Source organism: Kitasatospora sp. NPDC032757 (assembly GCF_055579305.1).
Genome location: NZ_JBVINN010000009.1, coordinates 54,299 through 67,883, shown reverse-complemented (window position 1 = coordinate 67,883; position 13,585 = coordinate 54,299). Strand labels below are relative to the sequence as shown.

Sequence of the window (13,585 nt, the reverse complement as noted above, 5' to 3'; positions counted from 1 at the left end):
CATTCCTGACAGGTGGCAAGACCACCGGCCGGGCTGGACCAACCGAATCCATGTCCGCCAAGATCGGTACGACAATGGCTTCTTGCATGCCGGTCAGTTCAGGTCGAACACGGCAGTGACGGGGGCGTGGTCGCTCCAGCGCTCGGCATGCGAGGCGGCACGTTCGACGTAGGCCTCGACGCATTTCTCGGCGAGGTTTCCAGTGGTGACGACGAGGTCAATGCTCCATGCCGCATCGTTGTCGAATTGTCAAAACTGCTCGACGACGCGGGCGAATTGACCATCGGTACTTCCGCTCCAGCACCGGCCAACTGTCGGCGGCCGTCCAGAGTGGCCACGACGCCGAAGAGGAACGTTGCCCACTACCGCCGCCTTGGGCGCGGCGGACTGTGACCCGAAGGTGCGGCATCTGGACGCCGGCCGGCTTCGACGGGAGCCGCGAGATTCTAGTCATCCGCGCGGTGGTCGAGGCCGAGCAGAACGTCCTCCTCGGTTGAGCGCGTGGTGAGCATGAGGACGGGCACGTCGTCGTCGCGTCGCGGCACACGGCAGACCCGTAGGCCGTCGATGTCGGGGAGTGTCAGCTCCAGGACGATCAGGTCGGGCCTGCGGCTCCTGGCCTCGTCGCTCGCCACCCGGCTGTTCCGGGCCGCGACGGCGGTGTGACCGTCCCGAAGGAGCAGCCGGTGCAGGAGACCGGACTGTAGGGCGTCGTCCTCCACGACGAGAACATGTGCGCACCCGCCACTGGCCTTCTTGTCGAAGTGCTTGAACCGCGGCCGGCGAGGGCCGTCACCTCCGGCTCGACGCATGGCAGGCCGGACCGCCCGCCATGCCCTGGGCGCGGGTGCGTAGCAGGAGAGCGACCCAACTACGGTACGGCTTCCACCGGTCGGCGATCTCGGCCAGTCGGGTGACGTCGGTAACCGCGGCGGTGCCGAGCCCGTATGCGATGGCGATTGCTCGGTGGAGGCGTGGTTCGTGGCGGGGGAAGACGTCGGGGTGTCCTGCTCCCCGGATGAGGACGAGCTCGGCGGAGAAGGGGCCGATGCCGGGGAGGGTGCGCAGTTCGGCGAGGGCCTGGTCGGCGGGCAGGGCGCGCAGGCGGGCCGCGTCGAGGTGTCCGGCGAGGGCCGCTTCGGCCAGCGCGTGCAGTCGCTGGATCTTGAGGTCGGTCAGCCCTGGCACGTGGGTGATGGAGCGCAGGGAGGCGGGGGTGGGGAAGGCGTGCAGGGTCTGGCCGGCGATGTCTGTGCGCTGTCCGTGCCGACGGGCAATGTTGGCCTTGATGCCGGCTGCCTGGGTCATGCGGATGCGGTGGCCGATGAGGGCCCAGGCGGCGGCTTCGTAGGGGGAGTGAAAGCAGACCGGGCGCAGCCCCGGGTAGTCCGCCATGAGTCCGGCGACCACCGGGTCCGCGGCAAGAGCGGGGAATGCGGTGCCGTCGGTGTCGAGGGAGAGGATGCGGGCGAGCTGAGCCGGTACGGCTGGGCCGGCCGCATGCCCGGCGGTCAACGCCTGTGTCCGGGGCGGGGTGCCGGGGTGAACCGTGAATTCGGCCCGGACCGTGCCGGTGGCGCCGTCTGCCCCCACCCCTTGTCGGACGGTGGCCGCGACGACGGATGCCGCGTCGTCCGCGGGGAAGGCCAGACGGAGGATCTCGTCAGCGGCCTGAGTGTGGCTCGCGGGAGTGAAGCCCTCCAGGAACCGGATACCGGCCGCGAGCGAGAAGGGCCCGGTGGGGGTGAGGGAGACGGCGCTCACGGGTCAGCCTCCGTGCGCGGTGAGGGTGTAGCCCTCGGGGCCCTCGAAGGAGAACATCGGCCCGAACGGGCTGTCCGCCATGGGGGTCAGGATCCTGATGCCGGCGGCGGTGAGCTGGTCACGGAGCTGGTGGGCGTCCGGGGTCCGGAACCAGAGCACCACACCCAGGCCGGGCCGTGCGGCGTCGGTGAGGTCGACGCCCGGGAGGAGCTCGCGGACGGCGAACGGGGTCGGCTTGGTATCGAACACGACCGCGTGGGGCGGTGAGACCGCGGCCCTGCGCAGCCCCAGGTGCTGTTCGCAGAAGGCGGCTGCGGCGTCCACGTCGCGGACTTGCAGGGCGACGAAGTCGGGGCCGTCGATGGTGACGGACATGGGTCCTCCTCGATCCTCAGGATCCTTGATGTCAGAACTTTGACATAGCGAAGACTAGGATCCCGGGCCGGCCGTGTCAAAATGCTGACATGATGGAGAAGTCGCCGATCGAGCCGCCCCACCTCGCGAAAGACGTCACCCGGCGCGTGGGATACGTACTCAAGCGCACCCAGGCTGCCCTGCGCGGCGCTATGGACGGGGTCCTGCGCGAGCACGGGCTCACCGTGCCGCAGTACGCCACCCTCGAACTCCTGGCCCTGTCCCCGGGCATGTCCAACGCCGACCTCGCCCGCGCGACCTTCGTCACCCGGCAGTCCGGCAATGTCGTACTGCGGGGCCTGCAGGAGACGGGACTGATCGCCCGTCCGGCCGTCGCCGACCACGGCCGGGCCCGCCCGGCCCACCTCACCGAGGAAGGCCGCACTCGCCTGGCCGCCGTCCAAGCCGCCGTCTACGCCATCGAACGGCGCATGGTGGAGGCGATCCCGCCCGAGCGTGTGGCCGCGCTGCTCGCCGACCTCGACCGCATGGCGGCAGCCCTGGAGGAATGACGCGCCGGGTCCGGGTTGCAGGGCCCCCTGCCTCCTCCACGAGTCGGCGCACGATCAGCCGGTCACGTTCCTCAACCTACTTCGAGGACGGTCGGCGTCGCGCGTCATCCGGCACGGCCGGCGGCACGCGGACGCGCGGCGGCGAGGATGTGGCCACGTGATGCGGCCACCTCCTCGCGCAGCACCCGGAGGTCGACGTCCAGCACCCGGCCGGCCCGTTTGCGGACCTGGCCGGCGACGAGGACGGTGTCGCTGTTCCGGGCGTCCGAGCCCAGGGCAACCGAAGCCGTTGGCCCCGGCCCGCAGGGCCCGGGCCACGTGCCGGTGAGTGAGGCGAGCAACTGCCGGGCCTGGTCGGGGCGGCTGACCGTCAGGTGTGCTACTGTCCCGGCCTGGGCGTTGGCGGCGGATGCGGCTCCAGTCGCCCCGACTCGTCATTCGTCGGATCGCCCTGCCCCGTGGCCAGAACAACGATCCGACCGAATGAGGGCCACATGATGCGCCGGACTGAACCTGGTCCGAAAAGGACCGTCAGAGTCCCTGGTCGTACACCACGGTGACGGGGGCGTGGTCACTCCAGCGTTCGGCGTGGGTGGCGGCGCGCTCGACGTAGGCCTCGACCGCCTTGGCGGCGATGCCGGGAGTTGTGCACTGCAGGTCGATGCGCCAGCCGGAGTCGTTGTCGAAGGCGCGGCCGCGGTAGGACCACCAGCTGTAGGGGCCGGTGCGGTCGGGGTGGAGGCGGCGGACGACGTCGACGTAGCCGGCCTCCTCGTAGACGCGGGTGAGCCAGGCGCGCTCCTCGGGGAGGAAGCCGGCCGCCTTCTGGTTGGCCTTCCAGTTCTTGAGGTCCTCCGGGCGGTGGGCGATGTTCCAGTCGCCGCAGACCACGACCTCGCGGCCGTCGGCGGCGGCCCGGGTGCGGAGCCTGCCGAGGTGGACGAGGAATTCCGCCATGAAGCGTTCCTTCTCCTCCTGGCGTTCGGTGCCGACTTCTCCGGAAGGGAGGTAGAGGCTGGCCACCGTCAGCCCCGGAAGGTCGATTTCGACATACCTGCCCGAATTGTCGAATTCCTCGGACTCGAATCCGACCACGGTGCGCTCCGGCTTCTGCCGGGACAGCACCGCGACGCCCGCGCGGCCCTTGGCGACCGACGGTGCCCAGACCGCGTGCCAGCCCTCCAGGTCGCGCAGCTCCACCGGGAGCTGCCCGGGCTCGGAGCGGACCTCCTGCAGGCAGATCACGTCCGCCTCGGTGGCCGCCAGCCACTCGATGAAGCCCTTCTTGGCGGCCGCCCGGATCCCGTTCACGTTGACACTCGTCACCACAATCACCCGGGAAGCCTACCGAGCGCCCCGGCCGGCCCGGCGGCGGCACGTCCGGGAACGGCACGTCCGGGAGGGGTCTCTCCGGGGCGGCGTCGGGTCCGGATGTCAGGATGTCGTGAACGCGGCATGAATCCGCGCGACAACCGCACCAACCGCCGCCATTGGTCTTGACCATCTCCGGAGGCAGCCCCTAGGGTCACTTACTGCAAGGACCTTTAATAAAGAAGGACGGATAAAGCCCGCTCTCCCACCTGCCGCAACAGCGGACAGCGGGCCGGGTCCGCCCTCCTTTCGGCAGGGCGGACAAAGCAGGGTGGAGGCCACGGTGGGAACGACTGGAGAGCTCACGGCGGTACCGGAGCCGAAGTACTGGCACCTGCGCACGGTGCTGCTCCGCGCGATCGACACGGAGTTCTCCACCGGCCAGGTCCTGCCCAACGAGCGCGAGCTCTCCGCCCGCTTCGGGGTGGCCCGGGCCACCCTGCGCCAGGCGCTCGACCAGCTGGAGCTGGAGGGCCGGCTGGTACGCCGCCGCGGCATAGGCACCCTGATTGCGGCCCCCCGGGTCGGCGTTCCGGTCAACCGGCACGAGGAGGGCTGGCCCGGCACCGCCCGCAGCCAGGCCTGGCGCACCGTCGACTGCACCACCGCCCCGGCCTCCGACCGGCTCGCCAAGGCCCTGGGCGTCGCCGAGGGCGCCACCGTGCACACCGTCCGCCGGGTCCGGATGGTCCAGGGCCAGAACATGGCCACCGAGTCGCTGCACGTTCCCGCCTCCGCACTGCCGCACCTGCCCGGCTTCCGCGCCGAGAGCGACCGTGCCCGTTCGGTGCTGCGCCAGCTGGAGCGCCTGGAGGTCGACGGCGAGTCCCGCGCCGTCGAGCTGGGCGTCGCCGAGGCCGAGGAGGCCGCCCTGCTGGAGCGCCCGCCCGGCTCGCCCGTCCTGGTGATGACCACCCAGTACGCCGCCGCCGGCCGCCTGGTCGCCCTCGCCGTCTCCACCTACCGCGCGGACACCTGCAAGCTCACCTTCGGCGAGACCGGCCTGGTCGAGGTCACCCCGGTCGCCGCCACCGCCGGTGCCACCACCGAGGTGCGCACCGCCTCCTGAACGACCCGCCTCCTGAACGACCCGCCTCCTGAACCACCCCGAAACACCCTCAGGCCGAGGCCCGGACGCCCCACAGGCGCCCGGGCCTCGGCCGTGGTGACGGGCGAGCAGAGGGGGCGCCGGGACGCTCGGCCACGGGGCGCAGGCGCGCTCGGCCACGGGGCGCCGGTCCGCCCCCCACGGCCGAGCGGTCACCCGACGTCACCCGAGGTCACCCCCGGGCGCCGGCGCCCGTCGGCGGGTCGACGGCGAAGAGCTGCTCCTCCACCTGGTCCAGCGCCACCCGCAGTGCACCCATCGCCACGACCTCCGAGCCGAGGGCGGCCAGCGCCACCTCGGGGGCGCGCAGGGTGAACTGGGCGAGGCGCTCGCGCAGCGGCTCCAGGACGCCGTCGAGGCCGGCGGCCCAGCCACCGACCACGACCAACTGCGGGTCGATGGCCAGCACCAGGGCGGCGACGCTCTGCACCAGGCGGGTCAGGAAGCGGTCCATCGCGACCTTCGCCACCTCGTCGCCCTCGCGGGCCAGCTTCAGCACCCGGGCGACGGCGGCCTCGTCCAGCGGGTTGAGCGGCTTGCCGGTGGTGGAGAGCAGGCGCTCGGGGGTGACCTCCTGACCGAGCAGGTGGAGGGCGCCGATCTCGCCGGCCGCACCGCCGAAGCCGCGGTGCAGCTTGCCGTTGATCAGTGAGCCGGCGCCGGGGCTGAGGCCGGCCATCACGAAGACCACGTCGTCCGCGCCGACCGCCGCGCCCTGCCAGTGCTCGGCGATGGCGGCCAGGTTGGCGTCGTTCTCGATCATCACCGGGCAGCGGAACGAGCGCCGCAGCCGGGCGCCCAGGTCGAGGCCGGTCCAGCCGGCCATGGCGGTGCCGAGCTGCACGGTGCCGTCCCGGTCGACGATGCCGGGGGTGCCGACGCCGACCGCCCAGAGGTTGTCCCGGGAGACGCCGGCCTTGCGCAGCACCTCGGCGACGACGGTGCGCACGGCGCTCAGCCGTTCCTCGGCGTCCAGGGTCTCCTCGACGGTCCGGAAGTGACTGCCCACCACCTCGCCGGTGAGGTCGGCGAGGATGACCCGGATGTCGTGCACACCGATCTCGACGCCGAGGATGTGCCCGGCCTCGGCGCGGAACCGGAACCAGCGGGCCGGACGCCCCCGGCGGCCCGCACCACCGGGCTGACCGCCGTTCTGCGGCTGGTCCACCTCGGCGACCAGGCCGGTCTCGACCAGCCCCTCGATCACACCCTCCACCGTCGGCCGGGAGAGTCCGGTGTCCCCGACCAGTTGAGTGAGGGTCACCGAGTGGCCGGCCCGCAGCGCCCGAAGCGTGACCGCCGCGTTGATCCGCCGCAGCAGCGAGGAGTCTCCTCCGGTGAGCCGATCCGCCAAAACGCTGCCCTTCGCCGTTCGCGCGACAGCCCTGGCGCGCGGTGCCGAGTGCGCGGCGACCACCGAGTGCCGACCACCGAAGGCCGACCGCCGGGTGTCCCGCGAGAGTCCGCCGACCGGACCGCGGGCACGACAGCGCTGGGCCGTCTGCGCCAGGCCCGGAGGGCATGTGCCGGATGCTACCCGGGCCCGGGCCCGGCGGGCGAGCATCTCCGCAGCTCACCCAGGCTTCGGTATCGAAATGGTACGCACCGGGTCGCCGTGCGTACGCCGCCCTTCCACGGCGCCACCGGACGTCCCCGGGCCCCTCTCCCGCCTCGGCCGCCGGGGCCGCGCCGCCTGGTCGGGACACCCCCGCCGAGCCTCTATGCTGCGGACATGCTGAACGAGACGCGCGACGTTCATCCCGGCGCAACTGTGCCGTCGGACCGGAGCTTTGTGCGGAGGGAGACCCGGCCGGCTCCCGTGCCGTTCGTGCCGGAGGTCACCCTGCACATGGCGCAGGACGCCATCGCGCTGTGGGAGACCACGGAGGCGGCGCGCGGCGAGGAGGGCCTGGCGCCGCCGTTCTGGGCGTTCGCGTGGGCCGGCGGGGTCGGCGTCGCGCGGTACGTGCTCGACCACCCGGAGCTGGTCGCGGGGCGGACGGTGCTCGACCTGGCGGCCGGATCCGGTCTGGTGGGCATCGCGGCGGCACTGCGCGGCGCGCGGTCGGTGCGGGCCGCGGAGATCGACGCCTACGCGGTGGCCGCCATCGACGTCAACGCGGAGACGAACGGCGTCCGCGTCGACGCGGCGGTGCAGGACCTGCTGGACGGGGACGGCGCGCCGGCCGAGGTGGTGCTCGCCGGCGACGTCTTCTACGAGCGGGCGATGGCCGCCCGCTTCCTCCCCTTCCTGGAACGGGCGCGGGCCCGCGGCGCGGTGGTGATCGTCGGGGACCCGGGCCGGGCCTACCTGCCGCGCGAACGGTTCAGCGCACTGGCCGCGTACGACGTCCCGGTGGTCGCCGACCTGGAGGACGCCGCGCTCAAGACCACCACGGTCTGGCGGCTCGACCCGCCGAAGGACTGAGACACCCGCCCGGAGGGAGACCGCCCGTAAGGCCGGGACCGTCCGAAGCGCCGGGATCGTCCGTGATCCGGAATTCCCCGCGGGCGGATCCGACCCCCTGGTAGACAACCCGGCATGACCGATGACCTGACCTTTGGCCTGACCGACGACGTGACCGATGACCTGACCGACGACGTGATGGCCGGGACGACCGCCGACATCGCGCTGCGCACCGCCACCACCGACGAGATCCCCGCCGTGCTCGCCCTCTGGGCCCGCGCGGCCAAGGGGACCAGCATCACGGACGACGCCGACGGCGTGGCCGCGCTGTTGCAGAGGGACCGGGAGTGCCTGATCGTCGCCACGACGGCGGCGGACGCCGGGACCATCGTCGGCACCGTGATCGCCGGCTGGGACGGCTGGCGCTGCCACCTCTACCGCCTCGCAGTCGACCCCGTGCACCGCCGCCGGGGCATCGGCGCCGCGCTGCTGGCCGCCGCCGAGGCCCGCTTCACCGCCCTCGGCGGCCGCCGCGCCGACGCGATGGTGCTGGACGACAACGGGCTCGGGCAGCGCACCTGGCGGGCGGCCGGCTACGGGCCCCAGCCGCAGTGGACCCGCTGGGCCAAGCCCTTGGACGCCTGACCGCAGGCCCCGACCCTCACCCCTCGGACCCCGCGAACCGCACGCCTCGACTCTCAAGCCTCAGGCGCCGCGACGGCTCCCGTGACGAAACCGCGCCCCCACCGGTCCGCTCACGGGTTGCTGAGCGCGTAGGTGCGGAAGGTGGCGAGCAGCGGCAGCACGTCCGTCTTGCCCGGCTCCTCGGTGACCGCCCGCATCGCGTCGATGACGGTGCGGGCGATCGCCTTGGTGGCCCCGAGGTCGCCGGCGGCCGTCGTCGCGGCCCAGGCACGGAGGGTCCGGGCGAGCAGGGCGGCCATCCGGGCGCCGATGTTGGAGCTGACGGCGTCGGTCAGCGCCTCCAGCTCCTCGTCGGTCATGCTGGAGCGCAGGCCGAAGGCGAGTGCCATCAGGGTGTCGATGGCGTGTTCGCCGTACGCCGCGACCAGGACCGGGAGCGGCTGCTCGTCCGGGCCGCCGGCGGCCAGTGCGGCCAGCGCCTCCTCGTCGTCCTTCCACGCCGCCTCGAGTGCGGCGAGGGCCCGGAGGGACTCGTCTACCGTCAGGCCATCTGTCATACCGAGAACGGTATTGAGCCCTACCGGACCCGCGCCGCACCCGTCGGAATTTCTCACTCCTTCGAGCGAAACCGACCGGAACCCGGACGCCGGAGTGCACCGGTGGCCCTTCGACGAACCGCCGCACTCCGGCCGCACCGCCGCAGTGCCGGCCGCACCGCGCGCAAGGTCGGCCGTGTGCCGTCCTACGCGGGCGCGTTGGCCGCGGTGAACTCCGCCGCGTCCCAGTGGCCGTGCAGCGCCGGGGCGAGCGCGGCGCGCGCCAGGGCGGCGAAGTCCGCGGCGCCGGCGGCCCGTTCGGGCAGGGCGCCGAGCAGCGGGGCGCCGGCCGAGCGGGGCAGGTCGGCGAGGTTGCAGCGGTCGGCCAGGCCGGGGGAGTCGGGCCAGGCGCCGATGACCACGCCGAACAGCGGCAGGCCGCGCGCGGCCAGCGCCTCCGCACTGAGGGCGGCGATGTTGAGCGTGCCGAGGCCGGCCGAAGCGACCAGCAGCAGCTGGGCCGGCAGGCCGAGGTCGCGGGCGGCGAGCGCCTGGTCGGCGAGCGTGCGGCCCTCCTCGTCGTAGCGGACCAGCAGGCCGCCGGCGCCCTCGACCAGCACCAGGTCGTGGTCGCGGGCGAGTTCGGCGGCCGCGGCGGCCGTCTCGGCGGGTGTGAGGCAGGGCCGGCCGGACCGGCGGGCGGCCGTGTCCGGCGCCAGCGGCTCGGGGTAGCGGGCGAGTTCGCGCAGCGTGAGCCTGGTGTCGAGCGGGGCGTCGGGCCTGGTGCCGAGCGGGGCGCCGACCAGGCGGGCGACCTCCTCGGCGTCCCCCGGCTCGCCCGGGGCGACCCCGGTCTGCCCGGGCTTCAGCACCGCGACCCGCAGGCCGGCCTGGAGGGCCGCCGACGCGATGGCGGCGGTCGTCACGGTCTTGCCGACCTCGGTGTTGGTGCCGGTCACGAAGAGAACGGGAGGGGTGATCATCCGGCCACCGCCGCTGCGGTCACCGCGGCCGCGATCCGGGCCACGTCCTCGTCCCCCGTCACGTAGGGCGGCATGGTGTAGATGAGGTCCCGGAAGGGGCGCAGCCAGACGCCCTCCCGCGCGGCCGCCGCCGTGGCGGAGGCCATGTCGACCGGGTGGTCCAACTGGACGACGCCGATGGCGCCCTGGACCCGGACGTCGCGCACGCCGGGCACGTCGGCCGCGGCGGCCAGGCCGTCCCGCAGACCGGTCTCGATGCGCTTCACCTCGACCTGCCAGTCCTGTCCGAGCAGCAGGTCGATCGAGGCGTTGGCGACGGCGGCGGCCAGCGGGTTGCCCATGAACGTCGGGCCGTGCGCCAGCACCGGCATCTCGCCGCGGCTGATCCCGTCCGCGACCTCGCTGCTGCAGAGGGTGGCGGCCATGGTGAGGTAGCCGCCCGTCATCGACTTGCCCAGGCACATCACGTCCGGAGAGACGCCCGCGTGGTCGGCCGCGAACAGTGCGCCGCTGCGGCCGAAGCCGGTGGCGATCTCGTCGAAGACCAGCAACACGTTGTGCCGGTCGCAGAGTTCGCGCAGCATCCGCAGGTAGGCGGGGGAGTGGAACTGCATCCCGCCGGCGCCCTGCACCACCGGCTCGACGATGACGGCGGCCAGCTCGCCGGCGTGACGCTCCATCAACTCGTCGAACTGTGCGGCGTATTCGGCGTCCAACGGCGCGTCGAAGCCGGCCGGCGGCTGCGGTGCGAAGAGCTGGTCGGGCAGCACCCCGCCCCACAGGTGGTGCATGCCGCCCTGCGGGTCGCAGACCGACATCGGGTGGAAGGTGTCCCCGTGGTAGCCGCCGCGCCAGGTGAGCAGCCGGCGCTTCTCCGGCCGGCCGGTGGACTGCCAGTACTGCAGGCACATCTTCATCGCGACCTCGACGGCCACCGAGCCCGAGTCGCCCAGGAAGACGTGCTGCAGCGGCTCCGGGGTGATCTCGACCAGCCGGGCGGCCAGCCGGACGGCGGGCTCGTGGGTGAGCCCGCCGAACATGACGTGGCTCATCCGGCCCAGCTGCTCGCGCACCGCCCCGTCCAGCACCGGGTGCCCGTAGCCGTGGATCGCCGCCCACCAGGACGACATCCCGTCGACCAACTCGTCTCTCCCCGCGACGGGTCGGGCGAGCCGCAGCCGCACCCCGGACGCGGATTCCACCACGTACGGGGTGGCGGTGCCGGGCATCGGCCCGTACGGGTGCCAGACGTGCGCCCGGTCGAGGGCGAGCAGGGTGTCGGTGGGCATGGGGGTGCCGGGGAGCTGAGCCATGATGGTGGATTCCCTTGCGGAGGTCAGGCGTTGGGCGCCAGTTCGGTGCCGGCGCCGCGGCGCCGGACGCGGACCAGGTCGCCGCGCAGCTCGTCGGCGGGGTTCTCGGCCGGTGCCTCCCCGGGAGTCGCCGCGGCGTGCCCGCCGCAGGGGCCGCACCCGTGCGCGTCGGCCTCGCCGTCCGTGTCACCGTGCGCGCCCGTGTCACCGTGCCCGCCGCACGGCCCGCAGCCGCCGCCGGTCCCGCAGGCACCGCCCGCGGCCACCGCGGCGGCGACGTCGGCCCGGTGCCGGGGCAGGGTCGCCTCGCCGGCGCCCTCGACCTCGAAGCCCGCGTCCTTGATCATGTCGAGGTCGGCCTGGCCGGCCTGGCCCTCGCTGGTCAGGTAGTCGCCCAGGAAGATGGAGTTGGCGATGTGCAGGCCCAGCGGCTGGAGCGTGCGCAGGTGGACCTCGCGGCCGCCCGCGATCCGCACCTCGGTGTCCGGGTTGACGAAGCGCACCATCGCCAGGATGCGCAGGCAGCGCTGCGGGGTGAGGTTCCACTCCTTGGCCAGCGGGGTGCCCTCGAACGGGATGAGGAAGTTGACCGGCACCGAGTCCGAGCCCAGCTCGCGCAGCGCGAAGACCACGTCCACCAGGTCCTCGTCGCTCTCGCCCATGCCCGCGATGAGGCCGGAGCAGGCGGACAGGCCGGCGCCGTGCGCCTTCTGCACGGTGTCCACCCGGTCCGCGTAGGTGTGGGTGGTGGCGATGTCGCCGTAGGTGCCCTCGGAGGTGTTCAGGTTGTGGTTGTACGCGTCGGCGCCGGCCGCCTTCAGCCGCTCGGCCTGGTTGTCGGAGAGCAGGCCCAGGCAGGCGCAGATCTCGACGGCCGGGTCGGCGTCCTTGATGGCGGAGATGGTGTCGGCGACCCGGTCGATGTCACGGTCCGTCGGGCCGCGGCCGCTGGCCACCAGGCAGACCCGCTTGGCGCCGCCGGCGACGCCCGCCTTGGCGGCCTCGGCGGCCTGGTCCGGCTTCAGCCACGTGTACTTGAGGATCTCGGCCTTGGAGCCCAGCCGCTGCGAGCAGTACGAGCAGTCCTCCGGGCAGAGCCCGCTCTTGAGGTTCACCAGGTAGTTGAGCTTGACCCGGCGGCCGAACCACTGCCGGCGCACCCGTCCGGCGGCCGCGACGACGTCCAGCAGCTCGTCGTCGGTGGTGGCGAGGACGGCGAGCGCCTCCTCGCGGGTCGGGGCTTCCCCGCGCAGGCCCTTGGCAGTGAGGGTATCGAGCAGATCCATGGGCCTGATCCTGCCTGGTGGCCGACGGGCGACGCCAGAGGAAACCCACCAGAAGATCTCCGGGAGGATGTGCGAGTTGTCACAGTGTCGAAGCTCACGGTAGTGGCCCACGTCACGTCCCCGCCCACGGCGGTTGCGGGCCGGTCGTGCGGTGATCGTCGACGGCCCTCCCCCGTGACCTGCAGCACCCGCGCACTGCTTAGAATCTGCGCCATGACCACGCAGGGGGAGCGCACCCCGTCACCGGGAGACCACGGGACCGACCAGCCGAGCGGCGCGTACCGGAGGCCGGCCGGCAGGATCGGCGCCCGCCGCGCCGTCGGCTGGGTCGTGGTGGCCGGTGTGGTCGCGGCCGGCGGCTGGATCATCACCCGCCCGACGCCCGGCGACTTCATACCCGGCCTCGGCCCCTCCAGCAAGGACGCGACCAAGTCACCGCCCGTGGTCGGCAGCCCGCCGCCGCGCAGCGGCGCCGACCCCGAGGGCCTCAACGTCGACACGCTCTTCCCCGCCCAGCGGCTCGTCGAGGTCGGCGGCTACAAGGGCAGGCGCTCCGGCGTCCGCCAGGGCGAGAACTGCACCGAGGCCCTCCAGGACCGCACCCAGGACCTGTTCCGCGAGAGCGGCTGCCAGGGCTATCTGACGGTCAGTTTCGCCGGCCAGGACAAGCCGGTGCTCAGCAGCGTCACCCTGCTGCGGTTCGCCGACCAGGCCGCCGCCGCCCGGGCCGCGGAGGCGCTGCGCGCCAAGCCGGGCGCGGTCGCCTTCATCCTCGAGAACGCCTCCACCGCTCCCGCCCTGCCCACCGGGGCCGCCAAGCCCGGCACGGAGCCGCGCGTCGAGGTGGTGGGCCGGCACGTGACCGTCACCAGCTCGCGGCCGGTCGAGGCCCACGGCGGCTCGCCGTCGGCGTCCCCGGGCGCCCCCACCGTCGCGACCCCCCTCGCCGTCCCGCCCACCGCGGCGTCGGCCGGCCCGGAGCAGGTGCTGGACGAGGCCACCCGGGCCCTCTCGTACTCGGCGGGCGCGCCCTTCATCTGGATGTGAGCCCGCGCGCCGGCCCGGAGACGCCCGGCCCGGAGACGCCCGGCCCGACGCCGCACCGCGCCCGGAGCCGTCCCGCCGGAAGGCACCCCACCCGGAGCCGTCCCGCCGGAAGGCGTCCCGCCGGAAGCCACCTCGCCGCAAGCCGCTCAGCCCGGACATGACGAAGCCGGGGGCCCACCGCACGGTGGGCCCCCGGCTT

Annotated in this window: 15 protein-coding genes and 1 pseudogene; 5 read left to right on the top strand and 11 right to left on the bottom strand. The window is 73.4% G+C overall.

Annotation, left to right across the window (positions count from 1 at the left end):
* Positions 1 to 93: 93 nt before the first annotated feature.
* From ACZ5WK_RS14110 to ACZ5WK_RS14095, 4 genes and pseudogenes are all read right to left on the bottom strand, one after another.
* A pseudogene (locus tag ACZ5WK_RS14110) lies at positions 94 to 246 on the bottom strand (exodeoxyribonuclease III); the annotation flags it as partial.
* 200 nt (positions 247 to 446) lie between these two features.
* A complete protein-coding gene (locus tag ACZ5WK_RS14105; protein WP_465547592.1) occupies positions 447 to 722 on the bottom strand; it encodes a response regulator in 276 nt (91 codons plus the stop codon).
* A 70-nt stretch (positions 723 to 792) separates the two neighbouring features.
* Positions 793 to 1,764, bottom strand: coding sequence for a DNA-3-methyladenine glycosylase family protein (locus tag ACZ5WK_RS14100; protein ID WP_465547591.1), 972 nt, complete (start codon positions 1,762 to 1,764; stop codon positions 793 to 795).
* A gap of 3 nt (positions 1,765 to 1,767) precedes the next feature.
* Positions 1,768 to 2,139: a VOC family protein gene (locus tag ACZ5WK_RS14095; protein ID WP_465547590.1), complete on the bottom strand. Its 372-nt coding sequence runs from the start codon at positions 2,137 to 2,139 to the stop codon at positions 1,768 to 1,770.
* 89 nt (positions 2,140 to 2,228) lie between these two features.
* Here ACZ5WK_RS14095 and ACZ5WK_RS14090 point away from each other — a divergent pair, with 89 nt between their 5' ends.
* Positions 2,229 to 2,690, top strand: coding sequence for a MarR family winged helix-turn-helix transcriptional regulator (locus ACZ5WK_RS14090; protein WP_465547589.1), 462 nt, complete (start codon positions 2,229 to 2,231; stop codon positions 2,688 to 2,690).
* A gap of 104 nt (positions 2,691 to 2,794) precedes the next feature.
* On the opposite strand, the gene ACZ5WK_RS14085 is transcribed toward ACZ5WK_RS14090, so the two are convergent.
* Positions 2,795 to 3,031, bottom strand: a complete 237-nt coding sequence (locus ACZ5WK_RS14085; protein WP_465547588.1) for a hypothetical protein — start codon at positions 3,029 to 3,031, stop codon at positions 2,795 to 2,797.
* A gap of 190 nt (positions 3,032 to 3,221) precedes the next feature.
* Entirely contained in the window at positions 3,222 to 4,025 is an 804-nt protein-coding gene (locus tag ACZ5WK_RS14080; RefSeq protein ID WP_465547587.1) for an exodeoxyribonuclease III, read from the bottom strand.
* 319 nt (positions 4,026 to 4,344) lie between these two features.
* Here ACZ5WK_RS14080 and ACZ5WK_RS14075 point away from each other — a divergent pair, with 319 nt between their 5' ends.
* Positions 4,345 to 5,130 (top strand): GntR family transcriptional regulator, encoded by a 786-nt coding sequence (locus ACZ5WK_RS14075; protein ID WP_465547586.1) that lies wholly within the window; start codon positions 4,345 to 4,347, stop codon positions 5,128 to 5,130.
* A gap of 211 nt (positions 5,131 to 5,341) precedes the next feature.
* On the opposite strand, the gene ACZ5WK_RS14070 is transcribed toward ACZ5WK_RS14075, so the two are convergent.
* Positions 5,342 to 6,523, bottom strand: coding sequence for an ROK family protein (locus ACZ5WK_RS14070; RefSeq protein WP_396323707.1), 1,182 nt, complete (start codon positions 6,521 to 6,523; stop codon positions 5,342 to 5,344).
* A gap of 474 nt (positions 6,524 to 6,997) precedes the next feature.
* Here ACZ5WK_RS14070 and ACZ5WK_RS14065 point away from each other — a divergent pair, with 474 nt between their 5' ends.
* Together ACZ5WK_RS14065 and ACZ5WK_RS14060 are read left to right on the top strand one after the other, a co-directional pair.
* Positions 6,998 to 7,597: a class I SAM-dependent methyltransferase gene (locus ACZ5WK_RS14065; protein WP_465547585.1), complete on the top strand. Its 600-nt coding sequence runs from the start codon at positions 6,998 to 7,000 to the stop codon at positions 7,595 to 7,597.
* 177 nt (positions 7,598 to 7,774) lie between these two features.
* Positions 7,775 to 8,221 carry a GNAT family N-acetyltransferase gene (locus tag ACZ5WK_RS14060; RefSeq protein WP_465547671.1) on the top strand — a complete coding sequence of 149 codons (447 nt, stop codon included), beginning with the start codon at positions 7,775 to 7,777 and terminating at the stop codon, positions 8,219 to 8,221.
* 110 nt (positions 8,222 to 8,331) lie between these two features.
* On the opposite strand, the gene ACZ5WK_RS14055 is transcribed toward ACZ5WK_RS14060, so the two are convergent.
* The 4 genes from ACZ5WK_RS14055 to bioB all read right to left on the bottom strand — a co-directional run bounded on the left by ACZ5WK_RS14055 (position 8,332) and on the right by bioB (position 12,339).
* Positions 8,332 to 8,778: a hypothetical protein gene (locus tag ACZ5WK_RS14055; RefSeq protein ID WP_465547584.1), complete on the bottom strand. Its 447-nt coding sequence runs from the start codon at positions 8,776 to 8,778 to the stop codon at positions 8,332 to 8,334.
* Between the two features lie 185 nt (positions 8,779 to 8,963).
* A complete protein-coding gene (gene bioD, locus ACZ5WK_RS14050; RefSeq protein ID WP_465547583.1) occupies positions 8,964 to 9,740 on the bottom strand; it encodes a dethiobiotin synthase in 777 nt (258 codons plus the stop codon).
* Positions 9,737 to 11,053, bottom strand: a complete 1,317-nt coding sequence (locus ACZ5WK_RS14045) for an adenosylmethionine--8-amino-7-oxononanoate transaminase (RefSeq protein WP_396323703.1) — start codon at positions 11,051 to 11,053, stop codon at positions 9,737 to 9,739. The genes bioD and ACZ5WK_RS14045 overlap by 4 nt, the downstream gene beginning before the upstream one ends.
* A 23-nt stretch (positions 11,054 to 11,076) precedes the next feature.
* Positions 11,077 to 12,339: a biotin synthase BioB gene (bioB, locus tag ACZ5WK_RS14040; protein WP_465547582.1), complete on the bottom strand. Its 1,263-nt coding sequence runs from the start codon at positions 12,337 to 12,339 to the stop codon at positions 11,077 to 11,079.
* A gap of 213 nt (positions 12,340 to 12,552) precedes the next feature.
* On the opposite strand from bioB, the gene ACZ5WK_RS14035 reads away from it, so the two are divergent.
* Positions 12,553 to 13,386 (top strand): hypothetical protein, encoded by an 834-nt coding sequence (locus ACZ5WK_RS14035; protein WP_465547581.1) that lies wholly within the window; start codon positions 12,553 to 12,555, stop codon positions 13,384 to 13,386.
* Positions 13,387 to 13,585 lie beyond the last annotated feature (199 nt).